Source organism: Methyloferula stellata AR4 (genome assembly GCF_000385335.1).
GTDB classification, from domain to species: Bacteria; Pseudomonadota; Alphaproteobacteria; order Rhizobiales; family Beijerinckiaceae; genus Methyloferula; species Methyloferula stellata.
In genome coordinates this window covers 2742400-2767606 of sequence record NZ_ARWA01000001.1, presented here as the reverse complement: position 1 = coordinate 2767606, position 25207 = coordinate 2742400, and the positions used below count along the sequence as shown (strand labels likewise).

The window sequence follows — 25207 nt, the reverse complement described above, 5'->3', positions numbered from 1 at the left end:
ACAACGCGGCGGCCGTCGTCCCAATGAGGAGGATGGCGATATTCGGCGCCAAGCTTGGAACCGGTGTTTGCTCGCCCGAAGCCATGATCACTTGATAACAAGCGGCGCTCCTCTCGGCTCTGGCACATCCCTGCCGCTGATGACCGATGTATTACTGCGCATCGTGCTCATCCCGGCCCGGAAGGCCTCGGCCACGTTTTGAGCATCGTTCGCGTTTTGGATGACGCTCGGTTTGACGAAGATGATGATTTCCGTCCGAGTCTTGTTGCCGTTGGTGGTGCCGAAGAGATCGCCGAGACCTTGAATCTGGCGCAGAATTGGAATGCCGGTCTGCGTCTTGTCATCTTCCTCGCTGATGAGGCCGCCAAGGAGAACTGTCTGACCGCTTATGACAGAAACCGTGGAATGAACACGCCGCTCCGAAATCGTCGGGTTCAGATTGGTTGTTATGGCCGATGTGCCGCCGACGACATTGGAGACTTCCTGCTGGATCTCAAGATCGACCTGCCCGTTGCCATGAATGTGAGGCCAAACCTTCAAAATAATGCCAGTGTCCTGCATCGTGACCGTATTGACGATGGTATTGGTCGACGACAGCACGGTGGCAGAACCAGTGGAAATGGGAACTGAGTCACCGACTTGCAGATAAGCTGGCAGATTGTCGGCGACGACAAGCGTTGGCGCCGAAAGGACCTTCACGCTGGTCAAAGACGATAGAGCACTGAGAACGACACTAGGTGAAGCCTGCTGGCCCAAAAGCACATTGAGCCCGGGCAATTTTTGCGACAAAAGCGCGGTCGCGGTCGAGGTGGAAAGCGAAATCGATCCATTGTTGGTACCGGCACCGACCTGCGAACTGCCGAGATAATATTGAACGCCATATTGTAGCGCGTCTGTGAGGGTGACCTCGGCAATCGTCGCCTCGATCTCGACCTGCAATTGCGGTCGGTCGAGCTCGCGGATTGACCGCTCGATGACTTTGTAGTCCTCTTGGTTCGAATAGACCACAATCGAATTATTACTCGTATCGGGTGTGATATGAACACTCTGGAAAACACCCTTCGGCGGGCCGCTGCCGCCCGCCGCGTCGCCGGTCAGATCGCCGTTCGCGCCTTTCTTGTCCTTTTCGGACAAACCGTCCGCGAAATCGTCGAAAGACGCGGCGTTCTTGGCACTGCCTGAGCTATTGGCCATTCCATTGGCACTGCCAGCTGCATTACCGGAATTATTTGATCCACCGCTCGACGCGCTTGGCCCAACGGCATCGAGCTTAGAGAGTGCGCCGTTCGTTCCAGGCGCGACTTGGCTTCCGGAGGACTCGGAAGCCGACCCGCCGCTCTTGCCGACAAACATGTCGTTCAAGATCCGCGCGATCTTGAACGCGCTACCATGATCAAGACGATAGACACGTACCGTCGTCCCACTCGAATCCGACTGATCCAGACGTCTGATCCATTGCGTGGCCTGATCCAGAAATTTGCGATTATGAGCGACCGCCATCACGGCATTCATGCGGCTGATCGGTTGAAAACTGATCAAACCCTCGCCTTGCCCATCCTTGGCTGTTTCAAAGACGCGCCCGAGTTCGCGCACCATCGTGTCCGGCGAGGTGGACTTAAGAGGATAGATCCCAACCGACTGATTGCGCATCCACTCAACGTCGAAGCTCTGGATCATCTCCATGGCGTTTTGACGTTCCGCGGCCGTCCCTTGCACCATGACAACGTTTCGAGCCGCATCAGCGCGTATCGCGCCAGGCCGAGAGAGGAAATTCTCCGCGGTCTTGGCGACCGAAGCGGCTGATGTGTATCGAAGTGGAATCACAATAACGCCAAATCCCACCTTGCCACCGGCAAATGACCCTTTGCCGCTTCCGGCTGCTTCCGGAAGGGGCACAATCCTAACGAGATTACCCTCCCGAACAACCGCCGCATTGTACATTCGTATCGCGTTTTCAAATGTCGCCAACAGATCCTTTCGCGGGACAGGCGTTGAGGAGATAATCGTCACATTTCCCTGGACGCGGGGATCAACGATAACGTTAAGACCGAGGGTGTCGCTGACGACGGTTTTCGCGACTGTTTGGACATCCATATTATCGAAATTCATCTCGACGCCAGGATCATCCGCATTGTCCTGCGGCGGCAGAGACCCCGTGACTTCGCGGCCGTCGCTTTCACCGACAGCCGCAGATCGGCCGGCGGAGATCGTCTTGCCGCCTGATCCGGGAAAGATCTGAGGCAAGTTGACCCCTGGAAAGACTCGCGGCTTCGGCGGAGTGCCTGTCATGACAGCCTGGCCACCATTATTTGCCGGATAGTGGGCCGTGAGGTCCGTATTGCGCACCAGGTCAACCGCGTCCCCCGGCCCGACTCCTGCCAGCTGCAACGGCGACGCGCAGCTTGCTAAGGCAATGAAGCTACCCGCTGTCATAAACACTGGGAATTTAGACCGAAGACCCTGCCACAAGACATAGTTCACCGGCCCACTCCATTGCTGACGGCCTCGAATGACTCTGAGAACTCCGCATACATGCCGCAGATTTCATTTCGTCATCTACAAGTCGGCCAATTTAACGTTGCATCAACGTGAGTTCTGCTCTGAAAATTCCCGGCAGAAGCGAAACTCACGACGTTGCACGGACTATCTAACCCATAACCGCGTTTGCACTTCCGGCACCGACTGTAGAGGTGTGAGCAACGCCCGTCCTTTTGATGCAAGCGGAGCCATTTATTCACACAACACAAAGACCGCGATGTCGGTACTGACCAACCCACGCGCGAAAACACGGGCCCATCCAACGCTCCCTCGTTACCGAGGACGAGACTGTCTCTATCCCTCCAAGACAATTAGCGGGAGCGAAACCCGAATCAAAAACCTGAAAATAAAAAATAAGTTTCCATTTCCTGATCCCGATCTCCATCGCCCCAATGTTGCTTATTTCATTTGAGCGAGATAATTGGCGGACTCATTCTCCTGGTACTTCATTATGCTTCCGGTTTGTAACCCGAGTAGTACGAGCAGCGTGCTTGCCGGCTGCGCTTCTCCGGAGGGAAACGTCATATCCGGATTCTCTCAATTCGCGGATGCATTCCTGTATTGCGTGACTCAATTCGCTTTCGACAGTCCTGGTCGTGACGTTGAATGCAGCGGCCACTTCCTCTTTTTTTCTGTCCTCAAAGGCCATTGCAACCATGATTTTGCCGCGCCTCCCAGGCAACCTACGTACCGCATCCGCAAGAACGAGACTCCCTTCGATATCCAAGAATGCTTGGAGAGGTGACGGAGCCTTATCAGCAACCTTTTCCAACACCTCCTCGTCTCTCTCGCGATCGTCAATGCGCTTTGATTTCTTATGTTTTTTCTTAAGATGGTTGACTGCCACGCGTATCAGATAGGCTATGGAGTCTTTTCGAGGTACGATTTCCATCTTCGACATCACGATTAAATAGGCTTCGTGCAGGGCCTCCGTGGCAAGATCGAGCGAACCGACGGATAGCGCAAGTCGACGCCTCAAGTCGGCATAGTTCGTTTCCAGCACTTTGGCGAGATGACTGCGGTCAGGTTCGACCATCGCTGCACACGCCCCGTGTGTGTCGAGCCAGAAGGCACGATTGCTGCAAGCACGTAGAGAAATAGACCTATTGAATGTCCGATGGGTGACAAATGTCGATGGCAATCGAGTCTTGGCGTTATCCCGAGGATCTCGTTTTTGATGAGTTGATATGATGAACAACTTGCGTCCTTCGTCATAACCTAACGGCAACACAACACACGAACGTTGCAAATTAAAATGCTTTGCGATTCATCGTTACGTCGGTTCCGCGGCAATCTGTTTTGTCTTGATTCTGGGCGTTGATTTCCGCGTGACCCGGTAGGCATCGCGTATGAAACATCGCTTAAAATCTACGAAGGCCGTTATGCGGTCCCATTGCAATTTCAAGCTGCCGCGCGCCGGGCGCGGCCAACAAGGCTCTCGAAATAAGGAATGGTCCGTTCGAGACCTTCATCCAACGAAATATAGGGCTGCCAACCGAGGAGCTTCTCCGCTTCGCCAATCTCCGGGCGCCGTTGTTTGGGGTCATCCGAAGGCAGCGGCTTGCGAACGATCTTGGATTTTTCGCCCGTAAGGACCTTTATCTTTTCAGCGAGCTCAAGAATCGAAAACTCCGCAGGATTGCCGAGGTTGACGGGACCCATGATCTCGTCGGGCGCATTCATGAGGCGAACCAGTCCATCAATTAGATCAGAAACAAAACAAAAGGATCGTGTCTGAGAACCGTCGCCAAAGATCGTGATGTCTTCGGCCTTTAGGGCCTGGCAGATGAAATTCGACACGACGCGGCCATCGTCTGGGCGCATAGAGGGGCCATAGGTGTTAAAAATACGCGCAACTTTGATCTTGACTTGATGTTGCCGTTGATAATCGAAAAAGAGCGTTTCGGCGCAACGCTTTCCTTCATCATAGCAAGCGCGAAGACCGACGGGATTGACATGCCCCCAATAGCTCTCAGGCTGAGGATGGACCATCGGATCGCCATAGACCTCGGATGTCGATGCTTGAAGAATTCGGATCTTCAAGCGCTTCGCCAGTCCAAGCATGTTTATCGCGCCAAGTACGCTGGTCTTCGTCGTCTGCACGGGATCGAATTGATAATGTACGGGCGATGCAGGACAGGCGAGGTTATAGATTTCGTCGACTTCGACAAAAAGCGGAAACGTTATATCGTGGCGCAGAAGCTCAAAACGTCTATTGTCGAGAAGATGCTCGAGATTGCGCCGTGTTCCAGTAAAGAAATTATCGACGCACAGGACCTCGTGACCATCTTGAAGCAAACGATGGCAAAGATGCGAGCCTAAAAATCCCGCCCCGCCGGTTACAAGAATGCGCTTTTGTCCCAGAAGCATATGCCGACTCCCGAAAGGAGAAAAATTCTATTTGTTCGGTCAAATGTAAAACCGCATGCTCAATGCAGCACGAAAACTTCGACGGGCCAGACGATAGGAATATGCGGGCATCATCACGCAGGAAACGCAATGCACGCCGCATCGACTTCTTAGCCTGCTGATGGAGACAATTTCGATGCGCCAAACCCGCAGAAGATTCTCTAAATAAATTTCAGCGGACCGATGCCGATCGTTGTAGGAAAGTTTCTCTTCGACACGATTGCAGCCAGGTCAATTAGCAGAACCGCCGTGTTTCATTTAATTTGATGCATGCGGTTCCGGAATTCGATTCGGAGGTTGATGTGCAGTGTTGGGCGCTTGCGACGGGTGCGGGTGACAAGCGCGTGTAATGTGTGTGTAGATACACAAGTACGCGGTGAGCAACATCGATTTGTCATCAATACAGATTTCCGGACAAGGGATGTGACTTGGTCGACACGAGCGCTCGATATCGCCCTTACGTTGCATACGCCTTGACCATGATGCGTCTCAGACCGTTGGCCGAACCGTTAATTGGACCGGTTTGAATAGATGCCATAGGGTAAAAATCTGCGGTGTTGGCGAAGCCCGCCCCCCTTGAACACTTCGCTCTTGCGAATGTGGCCGTGGGCACGTTTTTGCTTTTGGTGGATGCGTTTCCAGGCAGGAAGGCGGGTCTGTGGCTCGCAGTTCGGATCGACGCAAGACTCGGAGATAAAGCGTTCGACTGGCGCAGGAGTTTTTTAGCTATTTATCAAGAGCACGGATCCGACTCCGGCGCGAGCGCGCGGAAGAGCGACAAGGACGGGCGTTTTGTTGGGAAACATGAGGGTCAATAACCGTGCCAATTTACGGGGTAAATAGCCCACCTCGTTCCGAATATGCTGTTATGGACTCGTGCCTTTGGCGCCGGGACAATCCCGACTGTTGGATGAAATCCATTCCGGTCGGCTAGCAGCCGTCTTAGCCTCACCCCGTCGCTTAATTATTTATCGACGCCGCAGACGGCGCGCTCGAGCGACTGAGAGATTAGCGTCTTAATAATGGGTCCGGCGATCCGCAACTGCATCGGGAGCCATAACGTTTTTCCCGGACGATGCTCGCGATCAGGATTCCTGGTAGAGGCGGAAACGGCAATGAAAAGCCTCGGCTCCGATATCGCGACGTGGATCAGATAGCCGGTCATCTGTGGCAAGCCCCCTCCAATTGATTTGGAGGCTATACCAAACGCAGGACGGCAATTCAGTTTGACTTAATGGCTCAGGCGGCACCGAAGAGCTTCGATCTCCGGATCAGATGGATAGGCAGAGAGCATGAGGTCCAATTGCGCTTTGGCATCAGTCGTTCTTCCGAGCGCCAGATAGGTCTCGAAGAGACCGCGTATTGCTAGTTTTAATCCCGGGGCCAAGGCCGCGGCGTGATTGAAGGGTATCTCTGCGCGATCGGGCGTTTCGATCTCGAGAAGTGCGGAGCCCAACGCGCAATAGAATTCCGGAGATTGATTCTGATTGAGCGTGACGGCTCGCTCGAAGTGAACGATTGCGTCGCGCGACTGACCTATCTTTTGGAGGGCCATAGCGCAGGACGCGTGAATTCCTGCGTCGCCTGGCGCAAGTTTGACAACGGCATCGATCTGGGAACGCGCCCTCTCGCTATCACCGAAGGTGATATAAGCTTCTGCCATCACCAGACGGCCGGGAAGAGCCTCCAACCTCGAGACAGGTACCTGGTCAAGTAGGACCCTAGCGCGATCGAGCAGCTCCTTGGCAAGACCTAGATGTCCCGCCTCGCGCTCCAGAATGGCGAAATTGCACATCGCGAGGTGGTGAGACGAATTAATCTCTAAAAGGCTTTCGAATAATTTCCGTGCACGATCTAGATCGTGATTGCTCTGATGCCGGGTCGCTTCGAGAAGCAGAGCGTCACAGAGAACAGATTGATCTCGCGAATGTGCTTTGTGCGATAGCGACTGTCGGAGATCCTCGCTTGTCTCCTGTGCCGCCAAAGCGTCCGTTTCATTCAAGGCGTCAGCGTGGCTTGTTGACAGGGCAAGCGCGTCCTTGAGACTGTTCTTTGCAAAATCAGTGAATCCTAATCGATTGAAGGCTTTTGCGAGCCAGACATTCCAATCCGGCTTTGCCGGGTCGAGAGTAAGAGCCGCGGCAAACGCGGCGGCGGCATGTGCAGGTTGATCGTCGAGCAATGTCTCGCCGAGGAGCGCATGCGCATGCGCATTGCGAGGGTTGGCCTCTAAAGCGGTCTTGAAGAAATGCTGAGCAACGTTCTTTCTGCCGAGGCCGCTTGCGGTAACTCCCCGCAAATATGCGACCTGTTCACGGACCGTCATTTCATCGGCCAAGGCTTCAAGCAGCACGTCCGCGCTGTTGAGTTGCCCATCATTGATGAAATGAACGGCGCGGTCCAAAACAGTGCGGATGAAGTCTGGATGCCTCGCCGGAGAAGTCTGCTGAAGGCTCATGTTATCCCCTTGGGACCGCGCCCCATTTATTGAACAGAAACGTTCGAATTCATAAGACGCTTCGTCGACCAGTCTCCCCAGAGTCGCATCAGCGCAGCCGAAAGATTATCGCCAAACCCAACTTGGTCGTTCAATGGCGAGAGCGAGACACGCTGGCGTAGCTCCGCACGCAGAATAGCGAGCTCTTCCGGGCGTCTGGCCCAATCCACGGCTAGGTCGATATAGGCTTCAACCGAATAGGTGCAAAAATCTTGAAGGCCTGCCGCTGTGAGATGGCTCGCCGAATGGCGGCCCGCGAAGGTGTCGCCGACAAATGTAACGGCGGGCACGCCCATCCACATCGCTTCAAGCGTCGTGACACCACCTGAGTAAGGAAATGGATCGAGCGCGAGATCAACTCTTTCAACATACGCCTCTAGAAGTTTTGGCTGCTCTGTCTCGCCGACGAGATCGATGCGGTCACGCAATAAGCCGCCGCTTTCTAAAATCTTGTAAACGGCATCCTGCGTGCTTTCCTCATCCAGGCCACCGTACACCATGAGAATGCGGCTTTCAGGCACCTGCTCCAATATCCTCGCCCAGGCACGCGCAACTTCTACATTGAGCTTTGCAGGACGATTAAAGCAGCCAAATGTGAAAGTCCCTGTCTTGAAAAATGGCAGCGGTCCTGGATCCGGAGCATCGATCGGCGGATGGTAGCAAACATAGCAATTGGGGAGACGGACAATGGGCTCGACATAAAAATCATCATGAGCGGGCGGAACTTCCACAGTGTCGGCAATGAGGCCGTCATAGGTGTCAAGCCCAATTGTGCCGACATAGCCGGCCCAGCTCAATTGCACCGGCGCCGCGCGTATCGCAAAAACGGAGAGTCGATTTCCCGCCGTATGTCCGGCCAGGTCGAAGAGCACGTCGATTTCATGCTCGGCGATTAGCGCAAGAAGCCCCTGATCGTCGAGATCGGAAACGTCAACCCATGACTGTGCTACAGCCTTGTAACGTTCACTGAAATCATCATCCTGTCGCTTCCGATCGGTCTTGTAGCAATAAATCTTATATCCCAGAATAGCGAGTTGCTCGATTGCGCGCAGGGTTAGGAATGCGGCGGCATGCCGATGCATGTCGGCTGATACGATCCCGATCCGGAGCCTCCGCCCCGGATCTGGATCATTCGCGAAAGACCATCTATCCCTTGGCGTTTGATTTCTATAGAGACTGGCCCATTTTTTGTGGGCATCAAACAAATCGGTTTCAGTGACACCAGGCTTGTGTTGCAAAGCAAAGAGCAGAGTGCCTGCTATATTGGCGCTTCCCGGGCTCAACTCACCGGCGTGGCGATAGCTCGCGACGGCTTCATCAATACGCCCTTGGCCAAGGAAGCCGAAGCCTCTGGCAACATATGGCTCGGCCTGCAATGGATCGAGCTCGATGGCCCGGCCTACATATTGGAGCCCAAGCTCATAGCAGCGATTGTTGATAAGGAATTGACCAAACACATATTGAGGCAAGGCAATATCGGGAGCGATTTTCGCCGCCATTTCAAAAAGCCGGCCCGCCTGATGATCGCGTGCTTGCTGACCTAAAGCTGCCCCGACCTCAAGCATGGCTCGATAGTTCTTGCTGTCAAGCGCAGCTGCCGCGTGCAGATCATCTGTGGATTTTTCGTAATTGCCATCCATCGCATGAGCGAGACCGCGCGTGCGATAGACATCCGCATAGGCCCCATCGAGCGCAATCGCGCGGTCGAAGGCTTCGATCGCTTCTTTGCGGCGGTTTTCGGTGAGCAGCGCGAGCCCGAGGCTATAGTGAGCAAGCGGCATGTTGGGCATGCGCTGAAGGCCCTTTTGTAACCAAGGAATGCCTTCGCGCGTACGCCCGGTTCGGGCGAGGCAAGTGCCGATTTCCGTTATCGCTGGAGCATGCCCCGGCGTGATCGAGAGTTCGCGCTGAAAGGCTTCGATCGCCTCATTGAAGCGATCGAAGCGGCAGAGTGCGACGCCATGCGCATAGTGAAAGCTCGGATGATCGGGTGCGCATCGGACCGCATCTTCGAATGCGCGCAATGCTTGCTTCCAACGATCGGCGCGGGCGTGTTCCACGCCCTGGCTGTGATGTTTGCGGCCGCGGCGGATTTGAACGCTTGGCGCAACGACAATCGGCTTGGTAGGCAGCTGAGCCTTAACCTCCGCGCGGTAGGAAGCTTGGGGAACGAAAGGCAGCGTATTCCCAGCCATTTTTAAATCGCTCTTCTGACCAACACTCTACCCAAAGCGTAGATTCCGACACATCTATGCGTCAAGGAATTTATTTGCAGATTTTCGCGTTTATTTTTTCGCAAAATGCTGGTTCGAGTCCTCTACCTAAATGTAGGGCATCACATCGGGATGACCCGTGATCGGGGCGGAGATTTTTATACTCAACTTCTCAAGACCTATTCATGGGTTTGTAGGCCAACTGAAATAGAAATGTCATGTTTAGACTTTGTGAAATCGACCTTTCGTTGAGAGGCCGAACCCTCTCGTGCGCTCTACAGGATACTTCCTACTGGAGAAACTTTGTGATGACTCGTAGATTAAATGAAAACCTGCGGAGCGGGACTTCGGTCCTCGCCATTTCAGCCGTCGCGCTCATCGGCGCCTCGGTCCTTCAACCGGCCTTCGCCCAGACAGCTGTGGACGGGATTTTCGGCGGCGGCAGCACGCTTGCTTCCGTCAGCGCCCGCAACATTTTCGATTGCTACGGCACGCCGATCAACGGTGGCACGTTGCCGACCGGCTGCCCCGGTAACAATGTCGAAGGCCTTTATGCTGGCGTCGGCAGCGGCAGCGGCGTGCGCGGCTTCATCAGCAACGATCCGAGCCAGCTCTTCAATGGCAGTGGATCTTTGCCCGCCGTTCCGCCGAACTACATCGACAGCGTTCTGACCTCGAATACGCCGGTCCTGAGTTCCTATCCCTATCCGCACGTTGACTTCGGCGCAGGCGACTCGCCGCTGCCAAGCAATTTCACCAGCGGCTATACAACGACAACCTATGTGGTGAATTGGAGCGGCGTCTCAACCGCGGCGGGCTCTGCCTCCTATCCCGCGACAAACTTCGGCGCCCCGATCCAGCTTCCGCTGTTCGAAGCCCCCGTCGCCGTCGCCGTCAACGTTCCGGCCGTCCCGGCGACCGGCTGGACGATCAATTCACAGAACACGTCGAATCCGGCCAGCGCCGGCGGCGCCATTCAGCTCTCGGCCGCGCAGATCTGCGCCATCTTCTCCGGTCTCGTGACTGACTGGAACTCCAACCCGAGCATTCCGGCAGGCGCTTCTGGGGCGACAACACCGTTTGATTCCACCAACACCCCCGGCACGCCGATGTCCTATTCAAGCTCGACCACCCCGATCAAGGTGGTTTACCGCTCGGACGGCAGCGGCACGAGCTTCATCTTCACCAATTATCTGAGCACCGTTTGCCCGCAGATCGATGCTACGAACGTAATGTATGCAGCTATTTTCTCGCCCACAATCACAACCGGTTCGCCGGCTTACACCTCTTATTCCACCTATGCTACCAATTGGCCTTTACCGAGCACCGGTTTCTCGAATCTTCTGTCGAGGATCAATGCTTATAGGACTGCGAATTCTACGGCGACGATCTCGAACTGGATCGGCACCAGCGGCAGCGGCAACGTGGCGGCGGCGATCGGAAACGCGGCCAACCAACCGTCGCAGATCGGCAACATCGGCTATCTAAGCAACGACTTCGTCCAGCCTTATAACACGGTCACCACGACCGCTCCGCTCGGCGCGAGCGTGCAAAACGAGTACCAGATCGCAAACGGGATCACCCAGCCGAGCTCGGCGAATCCTCCGACGTTCATCCCGCCGACGCCCACAAGCGCCGACGCGGCCTGGAGCTCCGCGTTTAGCGGTGTTACGCCATCGACGGCCTGGACCTATGCGGATTATAATGTCTATGCCAAAACCGACTCGAATGGCCGTTCCCTGTTGCCCTTGGCATCAGCTTCGGGCGCCTACCCGCTCACCGGCACGACCTTTCTCTACCTCTATAGCTGCTATGGGTCGGCAAATGACGGAAATGGCGGGTCAACTCCAGCTTCCACTCGTTACACCGATCTGGTGAACGATGGGAGAGGCAACGGCTTCCTCAACTGGTATTATGACGCCAGCGGCACATCACCGGCCGCAGACGTCATTACTGCGAGCGGTTTCAATCCGCTGTCCAGCGCTTGGCTCACAAATATCAACAGCGAATATGTTGATACGACCAATCTCAATGTCAACTCAATCGATTACGTCGGCAGCGGCAATGGCACGGGTTGTGTCACCGGAGCCACGGGCGCGAATTAAACAATCGTAGACCCATTCCACACTTCAGGCCGGGCGTGTCGCAAGACGCGCCCGGCTTTTTGCGCGCCGAGCGAGATGACGATGCGCTGCGCGGGGGCTGAGCCTTCGCGACGCTCTCTTCCGAATGCCCTATGATCCGGATTACCTCTGATCTGGCCGCCTATGACTTGGCGATCCCGGCATCGCCGAGTGTAGGCTTGGATGCACGGATCAAAGTCCACGCATGACGGCGGAGAGGCGTGAATCATTCATGACGTGGGGATCGTCATTGCGAGCCATAGGGCGTTGCGAAGCGACGCCCGTTGCAAGCAACGAGCTATGGCGAAGCAATCCAGAACGATTATTCAGAGAATGGCATTGGATGGAATGGATCGCTTCGTCGCGCACCTCACACTGACGGCTCGACGAATAAGTCCTGAGCCGGGTCAGTCATATCGGTCGGATGCGCATCGGTTGTGGGCGCATGGCCTCCACAAAAGCCTCAAAAAGCTCGTCCATTATAGGGGAGGCGATCCCCTTCTCCTCTGATCCATCTCGCTATTCGGCACATGCAATTCGTTGAGCGGCGCGCCGGTGCCTGAATTGCCGCCGTCGGAACTGCCGCCGCCATAGCCGAGCACTTCGACACTGATCAGCGAGGGCACCTCCGACGGCGCGTTGTTTTGCTTTTGCGGCTGGCTAACGCCGGCCTGGCTTGCGCCGGCCGTACTATTGGCCGATGTCAGAGCGCCGACATTCGGCGCTGCCGTTGTTTGCAGGCCTTGGGTCGTGCCTTGCGCCGAAATATTGTAGCTGTTCAGCACTTGTAACGCGACAATATTCAGATTGCCCGCGGTACGAATGCCCGCGGCTCCGGCATCCACCGTTCCATGCGGCGCGACCAAAGTTGCATTGCTCTTTTTCGGATCTTGATTTGGGAGACTAAGGACCGCGGCAATGCCGGCGCCGGTGACGAGGCCCCCCGCATTGGCCGCGCAATAACCATCCATGTCGCAGATTTCCGCGATGATGGGATTGGTGAAATAGGTTTTGGGTCCTGACCCAGCGTTAATATCGCCATTGGCGCTGAAAATGCCGATGTCGCCGCCCTCTTCCGTCATGATGCGGCTCTGGTTCACGAGCACGCTTCCATCGGTGAAAATGCTGATATCACCGCCGCGCAATGTGAGTATGCCTTCCTTACTCTGACCACCTCTGCCGGACGCGATCGAGTCCTGTCCGACCGTGCCGACGGTGATGCCGCCGCCGGGGCCGATAAGATTGATGTCGCCGCCTTGCTGTGTCTCGATCAGCGCATAACGCATGTTGAGATCGCCGGTCTTGATCGTCGCCGCCGCGCCATTGGCGCCGCTGCCCGTGGCATTATTCGTATAGCCATAGCGCGCCGGAAACAGCGTGTCGATCGCGCTATAGGCACGCGCATATTGCCCGTAATAAGGGCTCGAGGCATTGCGATAGTCGGTTGCGACCGTGGTCAGAAAATCAAGGAAGGCGCGATCGACCCATAATTGCTGCCTCTGGACCGAGAAGCCCTCGAATGTCGCCCAGGCTTGATCGGGCGATTGTCCCAGGCGCGCTGCGATATCGGTGAGGAAATCGATCCCTCCACTGCCAGCCGAAGCTGGATTGACATATTGGCTGATCGCATCCGCGTAATCGACGCCTGGCCCGACGCCGAAGAGCACCGTGACATTGGCGCTTTGCGCCGGCAAGTAGGCGCGGGTGTTGGTGCCGGCATAGGTGCCGAGATAAGTGCCTAATGTAATCATACTTTTTCCGAAAGAGGTACTGAGACTGGTTGTGCCTGCGCCGGCGGCGCCATTGCCGACGGCGACAATCCCGCCCGTCGTCACGTTTCGTCCGGCCTCGATCAGAAGCGCGCCCGGCCCGTAGAGCAGGTCCGACCCCAAGACATCGCGCCCGGCGATCAGGGCTGTGACATCACCATCGCTCAGATTCTCGCCGATAAAGCTGAGGTTGATATCCCGCCCGGCTTGGATCTCGGCCGGCCGGTTCACGCTCAACATGCTGCCGCCGGACGCAAGAGCGCCGGATAGGATGTCCCGCCCAGCATAGAGCACGACGGGATCGCTGGTCGCCAGATTTGCGGGGGCATAGGCATAAGAGGTCAGTCCGAGCGGATTGCCGCCGATGAGGCCAGTGTAGCTGTTTTCGGAAAGCAGCAAAGTGTCTTCCAGGGCGAGCATTCCGCCGCCGGCAAGAGTGATCGTGCCGCCCGCCGCGAGCGTGAGGCCGCCTGTGTCGTCGCCCGAGGCATCGGTGGAATAGGCCAGCATCACCGTTGTCGTGGAGTAACCGACCGGCGCGGCGGTATTGATCGTAATATTGCCCAGCGGCGCCGTGATGGACAGGAGGCCGGGCAAAACGATCGAACCGACAACAGAGCCAGATTGGGCATTGAACGTGCTGAAGGTCGCGGTCGCGTTGCCGGTGAGGCTCGTCAGCGACAGGCCGGCCTCGGGGCCATAAGTCGTGAAATAGGCGCCCCAATAGTTACTGTTAGAAGATCCGACTTGATAGCCACTTGCTAGGTTTACAAGGTTGGTCAAACCAAGGATATAATCTGTGTTAATGCCCAAGCTCGCCGGATCGGAAACGCTGCCAAGGCTGAGGGCGCCTCCCGCGACCATGTCGATATAGCTGTCCTGGATGAAAAGCTGCGGCGAACCTGTCACAGCCCCCGAGGCTGTGATTAAGCCCGCGCCCTGCCCGACATAGAAGGAACCGCCGTTCACATTGCCGCCAGCCTGCACCAGAAGGTCGCCGCCCCCGTAGACATGTTCCACCACCGGATCGGACGCGACCGTGCCGCCGCTCACGAAAAATGTCTGCGGCTGCGCCGTGGAAATATTGGTGATCGCGCCGCCCGCCCGCAGGCTGATATTGCCGCCGCCCAGCGCGCCGAAATTCTGGAAGAAGGTCGCATAATTGACCCAGGCCGCATTTTGGCAGGCGGTGGAGCCCGCCGCGGCGCAGGACGAGAAGGACGTCGCGGTGCCGTTCGATTTGCCATAGCGGTCGTACCAGTCCGCCGTCGTCTCGCTCACCGTGCCCACGGCAGCGAGGATCGATTGGCCAGCGTCCACTGTGATCGCGCCGCCGCCCGTGCCCCAGGCCAGAGTCGAGACGAGGCCATTGGGAGTGGCCGCATATTTGGCGCCGAGGCCCGGCGCGCTGAAATCGGACGGGGTCGTGACGGCCGCGCCCGCCGTATAGACCGCGCCTTCAATGACTGGATCGGTGAAGAGGACATCGCCGGGCGCCGCGAGCGTGATCGATCCCGTGCCGGTGCGCACCAAGGTCGGCACATTGACGGTCTGCGACGTGCTGAGCGGATCCGTATAGGATGTATGGCCCGAGATGACGATACTATCCACTGGGCTTGCGGTATTGACGGTGCTGGTAAGCAGGACAACGGCATTGGGATCGACGGACGCCGCGCCGCTGGCAGGGAAATAGGCGCCAGCGGTGAAACTATAGGAGAAGCTGTTCCCCAGGCTGGCCGGCATCAAGCTAGCGGCCGATGTTGTATTGTAGTCATTAGTGGCCACCGACGCATTCGCGGCGGGATTATTGGCGATCATATTCGCTGGTCCCGGTGCCCCCGTGGTGGGGATCGAAACCGCCGGCGTATCCGCCACCAAGGGCAGATAAGGAATCACATTGAGCCATAGGGACGAGCCGTAGCTGGTGGCCGTCGTCTTGCCTGTGACATGGCCCGGTTCGACCGCATAGGTATAATAATAAGTGTTATAATCGAGGTAATATGCATTATTGAGATATTGCGTTTCATAATCCGTCCTGTAGAGAGTCGCAACCTCCGTCGCCCCACCCGCATAGGCGGTTCCGACAGCAGGTGGAGGCAGCGGCGCAAGAATAGGTGAGGGTAGACCGCTGGTTTGGGTTGTATGGGCCGCATAATAACTCGACATAAACGTATGCATTACTGCGAAGTAATCTTTATAGGCGGTTACATAATTGACGTAGGATGTGTAGTCGGTGGGATTATTGTCAAAATTCGTGAGATTTTGTGTGGTCCCATTCACCGAGCTTGCCGGGGTCGCAAAAGTGGCGCTGAGTTCCCCGTTCGTATAAGTGCCGATCGAGGACGTGTAATAAGTGCTGCCGACGTAATATTTATTAAAGGCAGTCACATAGGCGGCGTAGCTTGTATAGTCGGTTGGGACATTATCGAACGTGCCCTTGGCCATGGCCGCGTTGTAAATTGCCGTGCTTGCGTAGTCGCCCGCATTCGGATCGTAGCTGCCACCTATGTAATTGGCGCTCGGTGCGATGCCGACGGTTTGAAGGGCCAAGTTCAGTCCATAATGGACATAATAATAATAATAATAAGCATACCACGTATTTTGTTCAGCCACCAAGCTATATGATGTGGGGAACGCAATGTTCTGAGGCGCGATGATTCCCGTGAAACCCGGCATGTAAGTTAAGGAAGCATATTGTCCCGGGCCTATCGTGTTTGTAGCGCCTGTCAGATTTCCATAAAGATACTCGTCTTGCTCAAGGGCTAGCGAATTGCCGGTGCCTGCAGGTGTGGTGATAGGAAACATCGGATCGCTGGTTTCGTAGAATCCATCGCTGATCGTGGCATCGATAAGAATATTATTGGTCGTGCGCAGGCTCAACACGCCCGGCGCGCCGCCCGTTGTCGTGCGGTAGTAAAGGCTGAAGGCCCCTGTCGCAGTGTTGTAGACGCCTGCCCCGAGGTTCCAATTGCTGGCGACGGTAATGTTGCCATTGTTGATGCTGGTGCTGCCCGTGGCCGGGCTGGGATTGACGAGATCGATCTCCGGCTGCAGGTGCAGCTTTGACGACGGAAGCGGTGATGTAGTGTTCGATCCAGCGATCTGAATCTGAGCTCCGGCGAAATCATTCTGCACCGCGGCCGTATTGGTTGTCGTGCCTGCCGGATCGTTGAAAGGATTATCGACAAACTTCAGCAGCGTGTTCTGGTAGAAATCCACATGCGGCAGATAGGCCCCCGTAGCAGGCGAAGCGTAAGTCGAATTCGGGTAGAGGCCGCCGGTCGCAGAGATAATTTGTGTCCCGGCGCCGTTGAAGAAACCGGCGGGATCGATGATGCCGTCGAAATGCGCTTCGAGCTGGGCCTGCTGCGCCGGAGTCAATGCGTTGAATTGGGCAACCGTGGTGATGGCACTGCAACCGCCCGCAATGAGCGTACAAGAATCTGTCGTGCTCCAAACGGCGTAGGCATCGGCGATGACGCCATTGCCGCTCGGGTTGCCATTGGCATCGGCATTGGTGACGATTGTGCCCTTGAAGCTGACATTGATGTTATTGGTTGTCAGGTTCGGAGCACGGACGGTGACCGACCCACCGGTATTGTTGATGTTGGTGCCACCGGGGCCACCTGAGACATCGAAGGTCGCGCCCGAGGCCACGGTGATGGCACCCGAAGCAGGGACATCCTCATAGCCATAGGCCGCATTCAGGGTCGTGTCTGGCACACCTGTTGTACCGAGCGTGATGGTGCCGCCGGTTTGGACCAGGTTTGATGTTCCGTTGGCATAGGCGGGATCGTTCGGGTCATCGGCTTGATAGCGGGCGTAGAGCTTGGCGTCCGAGCCGATGGTGACGCCATTGGCGCCTGCCGTTCCAGCTTGAGCCGTGCTCGTGCCTATCGCATAAAGCCCGATACTGCCGCCGGTCGGGCCGCTGGCATCGATGGTGCCCTCGACGTCAATGCTGCCATTATTGGCGACCAAAAGCACTTTGCCAGAGGTGAGGGTCTGGCCGGCGGCAATGGTGATATTGCCTTGGCCGAGTTCGACTGCGAAATTACCGGTAAAGCCGCTCGTGAAAGGCAATGAATCATTGGGGTTCAAGCTCCCGGCGACGAGGGTAAACGTGCCGCCAATATCATTATAGGCGGCGGCACCCTTCAATGTGCCTTCCAATGTCACGGCGCCATTTGGCGCATCAATGTTGACCGCTCCGGCATAACCGCTGCCAGCGGCAGCGACATTCACGAGACTGGAGAGCACGGCATTGCTGTAGAGCATGACATTGCCGTTCTGCGAAGTGAGATTCACCGTGCCACCCGGCGCATCCTCAACGACCGGGCCGAGGACGATCTCGGAGCCGCCCGCGTTGATGGTCGCGCCGGGATAGAGGGTGACGGCTCCCGCTGTGGGATCGCTCGGAGATGTTGCGCCTGTCGCCGTGAGCGAAACCGTGCCCGAAAGCGCAGTAATCGTGCCATAATCTTTAACGCTCGCCGCCGTAAGTGTGAGACTGCCTCCGATCTCCGTCGCTGCAACGGACGCGGCTAGGCCGTTTGAAGCGATCGTCAGATCGCCGCCCGTGGTGAGCGACTGCGAGCTGCCCGCCGCCGCGATAATATTCGGCGCCGTAAAGGTGACACTCGCCGCGCCGGCCCCGAAGTTGCCGCTGCCGCTGAAGGCAATCCCTTGATCGGCTGTGACGTTCACTTGGTTGAAATTGCCGATTGTAAAGCCGTAACTATTCGTTTGGCTGCCTTGCATGACAGCCGCGGGCGTCGCGCCGAATGTGAGTGTGCCGCCGGCATTGACATTAAGTGTCCCGGTCACCGCGGCGCTCGCCACATTGGCAATGTTCGGCGTCGCTTGGCTATTCGTGAACACGACGTTCGCAGCGTCGATCGTCGTCGTGCCGCCTTGGCTATAGAGACCTGCGCCGTCGAAGGTGAGCGTATCGATTGGATTGTTGGAATTGCCGACGGTGAGACCGCTCGCGTCGTAGAAATTGACCACCGAGGCGCTTTGCAGGAGAACGGATGCCGCCCCCGCGAAATTCGCAATGATGGCGTCGTCAAGCACGAGCCCCGACGTGCCGCCGCCGATGTTGATCACCTTTGCCGACAGATCGAAAGCATTGGCGGTGAGGGTCACATTCGAGCCGAGTTGATTGTTACCGCTCGAAGCGAGCGTCAGCGCACCGCCGCCATTGATCGTGACATTATCGCCGATCGAAATATTGCCGGTGCCGGACAAGGTCCCGCTGCGGGTCAGGTTGACCATCGTACCGTTCGAGACCCGCAACAGCGAGCCGTCTCCGCCGATGGTCATATTCCTGTTATTGCTTGACGGCAGGCTCCCGACGGCGGCGATAACACTGCCGTCTTCAACCGTGATTCCACTGCCACCCGCTTGCGTCACAAGAATGAGCTGCGGCGCGCCCAAGGGATGCGCCGCATCGGTCTCGACGTCGAGATTGGTGGCACCGGCAGTCAGCGCGAGATTGCCGGAGCCATCAATGCTGCTAGTGCCGCCGATAATGACAGTCATTGCACCGAGGCCGCTAATCTGATCGGCATTGAGAACGAGATAACCCGCATCCGCAGCCGGCGCGATTTTATCAGACGCGAGGACGAGAATATTATTGGCCGTGATGTCAGCTTGGCCACCAAGACCAGTGATGCCGGGCGCGAGCGAACTTATGCCGGCCGCAAAACGATTCGTACTCTCGATTGATAGAGTGCTGGAGGCCGCGAATGTCAGGATACCACCGTCGATCGGCAGCGCCGGGGGGGCTGTTCCCGCCGTCGCGGCGAGGCCGCTGAAGAAGCTCGTGCCCGAGGTGATGGTGATATCGGAATATTTAGACCATACAGGTCCCGATTGCAGTTCGAATAGAACCGTCTGCGAGGAACGAGCCCCAGTGATCATATTGGCGAAAGAGCCAGTTACGTAGAGCGAACCATCATCTGTCGTATAGCTCTGAGAGGCGGCGGTTTTAACGGGCGTCGAGGCAACGGTGACACGATAGGCGCCGGGCAAGGTCGCATACATGCCGGGCATCAATGTGTAATAGCCGGCTGCGATGCCATTGCCGCCGGCGATAAAGATGGCCGAACCGGCCGTGACGTTGATCAGGCTCGAGTTGTAGACGGCGCCGGCGTTGGTGCCGCCCGCGAAGGTCGGGTCATAGGGCGCTACCTTTGCCGTCGATGCCGGCACGAGCGCGTAAACCGTGCTGCCTGCCAGCACATTCGTCGTGCCACCGGTGCCCGAGACGAATTCGGTCGCATAGATGTCGCCGCCGCCGGAAAGATCGAGCACGGCGCCCGAAGCGGTGGTCACATTGGCGCCGGACAGCGTGATCGCCTTCGTGGGGCTCGCCGTGGCGGGGGTCCCCATAGTGCTGGTGACGTTGGCGCCTAAAGTTTCTGTATTACCGACATACCAAGCCAGGCCGTCAAGCGTGAAGCCATAAGGAACAAGCGAGCCGTTGCCCGAGACGGAGGTGAGACTGCCCGCGCCCAGCGTGACATTTTGGGTTGCGACGGAAGGCGCGAGCAGAGCGGATAGGCCGGAATTCGCCGCATCCAGGCTAGCGACGGTCGCCGGAGTCAGGCCGACGACGACTTGACCGAAGGGTGCCCAAACGGTGCCGTTTTGATTGATGTTCACCGCGTCGAGGATAAGCGTGCCGCCGGCGCTGAGCGGCTGGCTCGCGGCGCCCTTCTGATTGATCGTGAGGGAATTGTAATTCGCTGCCGTCCCCGTGGACATGAGCACAAAAGAGGTGCCGCTCGTGGGATAGATTTCCGCCGCCTGCAAAGTGAGATTGCCCGCGGTGTAGAGTCCTCCAAGAAAAGTGCTGGTCGCGTTCGTTGAAGTTGGATACCCAATCAAGCGGATGGCATCGGCGCTAGTGAAGGTCGCGTTGCCGACGTTGACGAGACTCGTCATTGAGGCACCATTAGCGCCTGTCATCGGCGAACCGAGATCGATCCATTGCGCGGTAACATTCAAAGTACCGTCCGCTGCGCTCGGTGACGGGCTGCTCGCGCCGCTCGAAAGCCAGAAATAGCCCGCCGTGAGATCTACGGTCGCTCCGCCGATCGAAGGAATGCACCCCGCGCCTGCACAAGTCGGCGCCTGGTAGCCGGTCGAATTGCTTGTTGCGTTATAGGTATAAAAATTAGTCACATTCGGCGCCAAAAGGCCTGTGCTCGCCTGCATGAGCATCAGATTGCCCTGAAGGATCAGCGAACCCGGCACATTGATGGCCTCAGACCCATTGAAGGCGATTACGCCGGTACCTGGGGCAGCGCTCGTTCCCGCATTCAAGATAATCGATTCAAAACCGCTGTTGTTGAGCGTATCCGTGCCGATGAAGGCCGCAGCGTTATAGGTATAAGTGTTGGTATTGACCGTCACGGTGGGTACGGCATAGGGAATTGGGGAGAGCAAAGACCCGATGAGGCCAGCCGGTTCGACGATAATCGAGCCTCCCGAGACATCGAGCATTCCTCCGCTGGCCAAGGGCGCGCCACCGGCCGCAGCAACGTTTCCAGCAAAGTAAACATTGCCATTCAGGGCCAGCGTGCCGCCATCGCTCCAGATCTCTTGCGTCACGAACCGTTGGCTCAGATTTACCGAACCCGACGGCATTTGAATCTGGGCGCTCGTGCCTTCGAGTTTGAACTGGGAGCCGGGCAACGCAACAACGGCGGTGTCCCCGGAAAGCGTGATCGTTCCGCCATCGAGCACACTGCCGGTCTGATAATTGGCGATGCTGGGGTTTGGAACATAGATGCCGCTGACATCGAGCACGGCATTGGCGCCGATCCAGACATCGCTGGCGCCGGTCACCCCAGTAAACCCAACGCCGGAAAGCAGCGTACTCGTTAAGGTAATGCTCCCACCCGGCGCAAAGATGCTGCCGAACACTGTCACCGGGCCCTGGGCGGTCAGATTAATTGACGCCTGTTTGGAGGCATTGGCCTCGGCTGTAATCGTGGCGCCCGCGTCGACCAGGACCGTCGCCCTCGTAGCTGGGCCGGTTTGATCAAAACCGTAAACTATCTGGTTAAGCGTCAGACTCACTGGATTACGCAAGCCATCAGGCGCGAGGCCGATTTCGGCGAAATCCCGGACAGTCGCGCCGGTCGGCTGCAAGGTGAGCGCAAGGACATCGGCGGGGATTACACCCGCCGCCGCGCCGAGCGTTGTCAGATTACTGAGCACCGTGCCGCCGCCGCCAACACCGCTCAGATAATTCGATTGCTGCAGCAGAAGATGAGTTCCGGCGGTGACCGTCGTGCTGCCATAGACGCTGGTCAACACATAATTCGAAAATCCATTGTCGGTGAAGAAAGATGTCGGCAGCACGATTGTGCCAGCATTCGCGCCTGACGTGTAAGACGTAACACTTGTCGCCGCGCCGTCGATCGTGATCGCCGGCGCCTGCAAAGTGAACGTGCCGCCGGTGTCGAAACTGTCGGCGTAGATGGTTCCCGCCATGACGACAGTCGCCGCGGTAGGTTCGTTACCGCCAGTAGGCGCTGAACGGAAGGTTCCATCCTTCCCGATTGCATAGGGCGCAGCCCAGCCACCGGAATAGGTGAGCAGCGAGAGGCTGCCGCCATTACCCTTCGGCAGTCCGTCTGAGCCGATAGCCAGCTTGCCATTGCTCCCGACATAACCGCCGCTCGACAGGTCGATGACACTGCCAGCGGCGAGGATAATGCTTTGGGTGACGTCGCTGCTGCTGAACCCATCGGTTGTGTGGTAGGCGGCGGCGGTGGTGCTGATGCTGACGCTGCCACCATTGATGAAAGCCTGGCCTTGAACTTCATCACCTATGGCGCCTGTGTCATTAACCCAGAGGCCCGCCACGTTGAGCACAGCGCCGGAGCCGATCGTGACCGGCGAAAGATTTGGAACGCCATTGCTGGAACTTGCACTCGTGTCGTAAACATAGCCGGAGAGGGTGATTTTGCCGGAGGGCGCATTGATGGTACCGTCAATCAGCTGTACGCCCTGAAGGTTGACGCTGCCGCCGGGCGCGACGGTGAGGACCGAACCGGCCGTCATGTTCACCGTGGGATAGCCGCCAGTGCTCGTCCCTTGGACCGTAATCGACGCGAAATCAACGGCCGAAAGCTTGTCCGTCAGCAGCGCGACCGTGCTGGGCGCCGTCCACGTGCTACCGAAGACATAATTTGAAAGGCCAAAGGGATCGCTTCCCGCCTGCGCGCTTGTCTCAAACCAGAAACTCGCACCGCTCGTGATCGTCAGCGACGCGCCCGCGGGCAGGGCTTCGAGCGAAGCTTGCGCCGTCGTGCCGCCGCCTATGGCATTGGCGCGCTGACGCCGCCCAGTGACGGTCTCCCCCAAAATCGTGCCGTCGAGAACCGGCAGGCCGGTGACGGAGAGAGAGCCCGCGCTGGCGCCCGCGATATAGGTCGGATCGTAATAGGTCCCACGGAGAAGCGGATTCGTAAAGGTCTGAGTGACGCCCCAATGCGGATGTTCGACGGTGAACTCCCCAGCGATCCCGACATAGCTGATGGCAGTGCTCGCCTTACCTATGTCATAGATGCGGCCATCCGAACCCAAAAGCTTGGTCGTGTTGATCGTCCCGCCGGTAAAGGTGACATAACCGCCGGAAATATCGATGAGCGAGCCGGGCTTCTGAATGAGGGTGGCAGCTCCGCCATTGGGGCTACTCACAGAGACAGAGCCACCCGCCGTCAGAACCTGGCCGATGGATTCCTGAATCAGATTAGCATAGCCCGTGTCGTCGATGATCGGAGAGCCAACGCGCGAGTCAATCGTTACCGTCGTGCCGATGAGGCTTCGCGCAAGCGGATCATTGGCGACTTCATTGGCTGTCACCACAAAAGTCACGAGATAATTAGTGACTGGCACCTCGACATTGGCCAGACCCGAGAGGTCGATGGTCGCGCCCGATTCAAGCACGACATTATTGTTGCTCATGAGCTTCAGGGCGGCGCTTGGAGCCCTGAGCAGCGAACCGGATTGGAAATCGATTCCCTGGTCGCCCTCGATCGTGATCGCAGGCTGAAGCCCAGTCGCCGCGCTGACCGGAACCGTGCCGCTATTGGGGTCCGGCAAAATGGCCGTGACGCTCGTTGGCGCGAAGATCGCCTCGCCTGCTGTCTGGAGCGTAATCGAGCCTATCCGCTGAGTACTTGTCGTCGCCTCGATCGCGCCATTCTGGGTGATCGTGCCATTGGTTAGATAGGTCCCAATCGTCACCGCGCCTTCATTCGAAATCAAAAGCCCGTTATTCGTGACACTATTGTCCCCGGCACTGAGGGTGAGCGTTTGCAGACTGCCCTGGAAAGCCGTGCTCGAAAAGGTCGCGACGCCGGTCAACGTTTGATTGAGCGAAATCGCCGTGTTGACGCCGGTCGCCGCGGAACTCGGTTCGGTAAGAAGTGCTGCGTTACCGGCGGCCAGAATGATCTGCCCGGCCTGCGTGACAATGCTGCCGGAATTGGTCACACTCGATCCGAGCAAAGCGACATAGCCGCCGTCTCCGGTCGCGTTGACCGTATTCGTGATGGACGCCCCCGCCTCGACCACAATCGAGCCGCGGCCCGATCCCGGAACACCCGGCAAGGCCGCGGTCGATAGCGACTGGTTGCCCATCGCGAACTGAACGGAATTGCCGTAATTTGGCTGGGAGGTGCCTGGCACCGCGAGGGTATAAAGACCATTGGCCACGAAATATAAGTTGGAAGACGCCTCCTCCGGCGGCGCCTCAAAGGTGATGCCGTTCACCGATAAAGCTGTGTAGGCTGAGCTTCCGTTGAATGCGCTGGCTGCCGTCGTGCCGTCGATGTCAAAAGATGTTGCGATCAGTGAATGGACATTGATTTGGCTCGCGCCACCGAAGATGATGCCGTTAGGGTTGATCAAAAGCACTGTGCCGTCGGCCTTGATCGAGCCTAAGATCTGGCTCGGTACACCCGTCGCGTCGATGCGATTGAGGGCGACCCAGCTCGGATTACCTTGGCCGAGCGGCAGTGTTACCCCACCGACTTCTTGTCGATAGACGACGGTCGTATTCGCACCAACATTGTAATAAAGCCAAGTCATGACCGCTTGCGGCGCGGTCTGGTCGATCGTGACGGTGGTTTGACCGTTGCTTGTCGTCTGCGTCGGCTGGCTGGCATTGATCCAAAGATTGGGAACGCCAGCGCCAACACGCGGATCGACGACAAGGCCCGGCAATTGCCCGTTGCCGCCTGTGCTTATGCCATTGGCGACAGTATTTGCGCCGCTTTGAAGCGCCGCCGCAGCAGCCTGCGCAGCCTGCTGCGGCGTCCACATACCGCGGATGGCGCTTGCTGCGGCATTGAGAGTTGCTTGAGACTGCGCGGCCACGGTAGCAGCTTGTTGAGAAGCAGCGGTGGCCGCCGCCGCCTGTGCTGCACTCGCTGCCGTGCTCGGACTCCACGAGCTGTGGGGCCCTGCGTTCGCCTGATGATATGTACCAAGACTCAGAGCCAGAGCGCTGGCGCTCGTTAAAAGATATGCAAACCGGTTTTTGCGGCTGTTTCGATACAGGCGCAACGTCATCGGAATTCCAAGCATGTCTATGTTATTTCTACTTGTATTTGCGCAAAGTTCGTCGCGCCC

At 57.3% G+C, this 25207-nt stretch carries 8 protein-coding genes; 1 reads left to right on the top strand and 7 read right to left on the bottom strand.

Translation table 11 applies throughout. The features are described from left to right. Positions 1-87 precede the first annotated feature (87 nt). From gspD to A3OQ_RS0113475, 6 genes are all read right to left on the bottom strand, one after another. Positions 88-2109 (bottom strand): type II secretion system secretin GspD, encoded by a 2022-nt coding sequence (gene gspD, locus A3OQ_RS22390; protein ID WP_280109811.1) that lies wholly within the window; start codon positions 2107-2109, stop codon positions 88-90. Positions 2110-2968: 859 nt separating this feature from the next. Further along, entirely contained in the window at positions 2969-3574 is a 606-nt protein-coding gene (locus tag A3OQ_RS0113500; RefSeq protein ID WP_020175935.1) for an RNA polymerase sigma factor, read from the bottom strand. Positions 3575-3939: 365 nt separating this feature from the next. Further along, complete coding sequence (locus A3OQ_RS0113495; protein ID WP_020175934.1) at positions 3940-4908, bottom strand: UDP-glucuronic acid decarboxylase family protein; 969 nt, start codon at positions 4906-4908, stop codon at positions 3940-3942. Positions 4909-5911: 1003 nt separating this feature from the next. Further along, positions 5912-6112 carry a hypothetical protein gene (locus A3OQ_RS0113485; RefSeq protein ID WP_020175932.1) on the bottom strand — a complete coding sequence of 67 codons (201 nt, stop codon included), beginning with the start codon at positions 6110-6112 and terminating at the stop codon, positions 5912-5914. 66 nt (positions 6113-6178) lie between these two features. Further along, positions 6179-7405 (bottom strand): tetratricopeptide repeat protein, encoded by a 1227-nt coding sequence (locus tag A3OQ_RS0113480; protein ID WP_020175931.1) that lies wholly within the window; start codon positions 7403-7405, stop codon positions 6179-6181. Positions 7406-7431: 26 nt separating this feature from the next. Next, positions 7432-9639 carry an O-linked N-acetylglucosamine transferase, SPINDLY family protein gene (locus A3OQ_RS0113475; protein ID WP_020175930.1) on the bottom strand — a complete coding sequence of 736 codons (2208 nt, stop codon included), beginning with the start codon at positions 9637-9639 and terminating at the stop codon, positions 7432-7434. Between the two features lie 326 nt (positions 9640-9965). On the opposite strand from A3OQ_RS0113475, the gene A3OQ_RS0113470 reads away from it, so the two are divergent. Further along, a complete protein-coding gene (locus tag A3OQ_RS0113470; protein ID WP_020175929.1) occupies positions 9966-11762 on the top strand; it encodes a substrate-binding domain-containing protein in 1797 nt (598 codons plus the stop codon). A gap of 497 nt (positions 11763-12259) precedes the next feature. Here A3OQ_RS0113470 and A3OQ_RS0113465 read toward each other — a convergent pair whose 3' ends face one another. Next, positions 12260-24952 (bottom strand): filamentous haemagglutinin family protein, encoded by a 12693-nt coding sequence (locus A3OQ_RS0113465; protein ID WP_161607339.1) that lies wholly within the window; start codon positions 24950-24952, stop codon positions 12260-12262. Positions 24953-25207 lie beyond the last annotated feature (255 nt).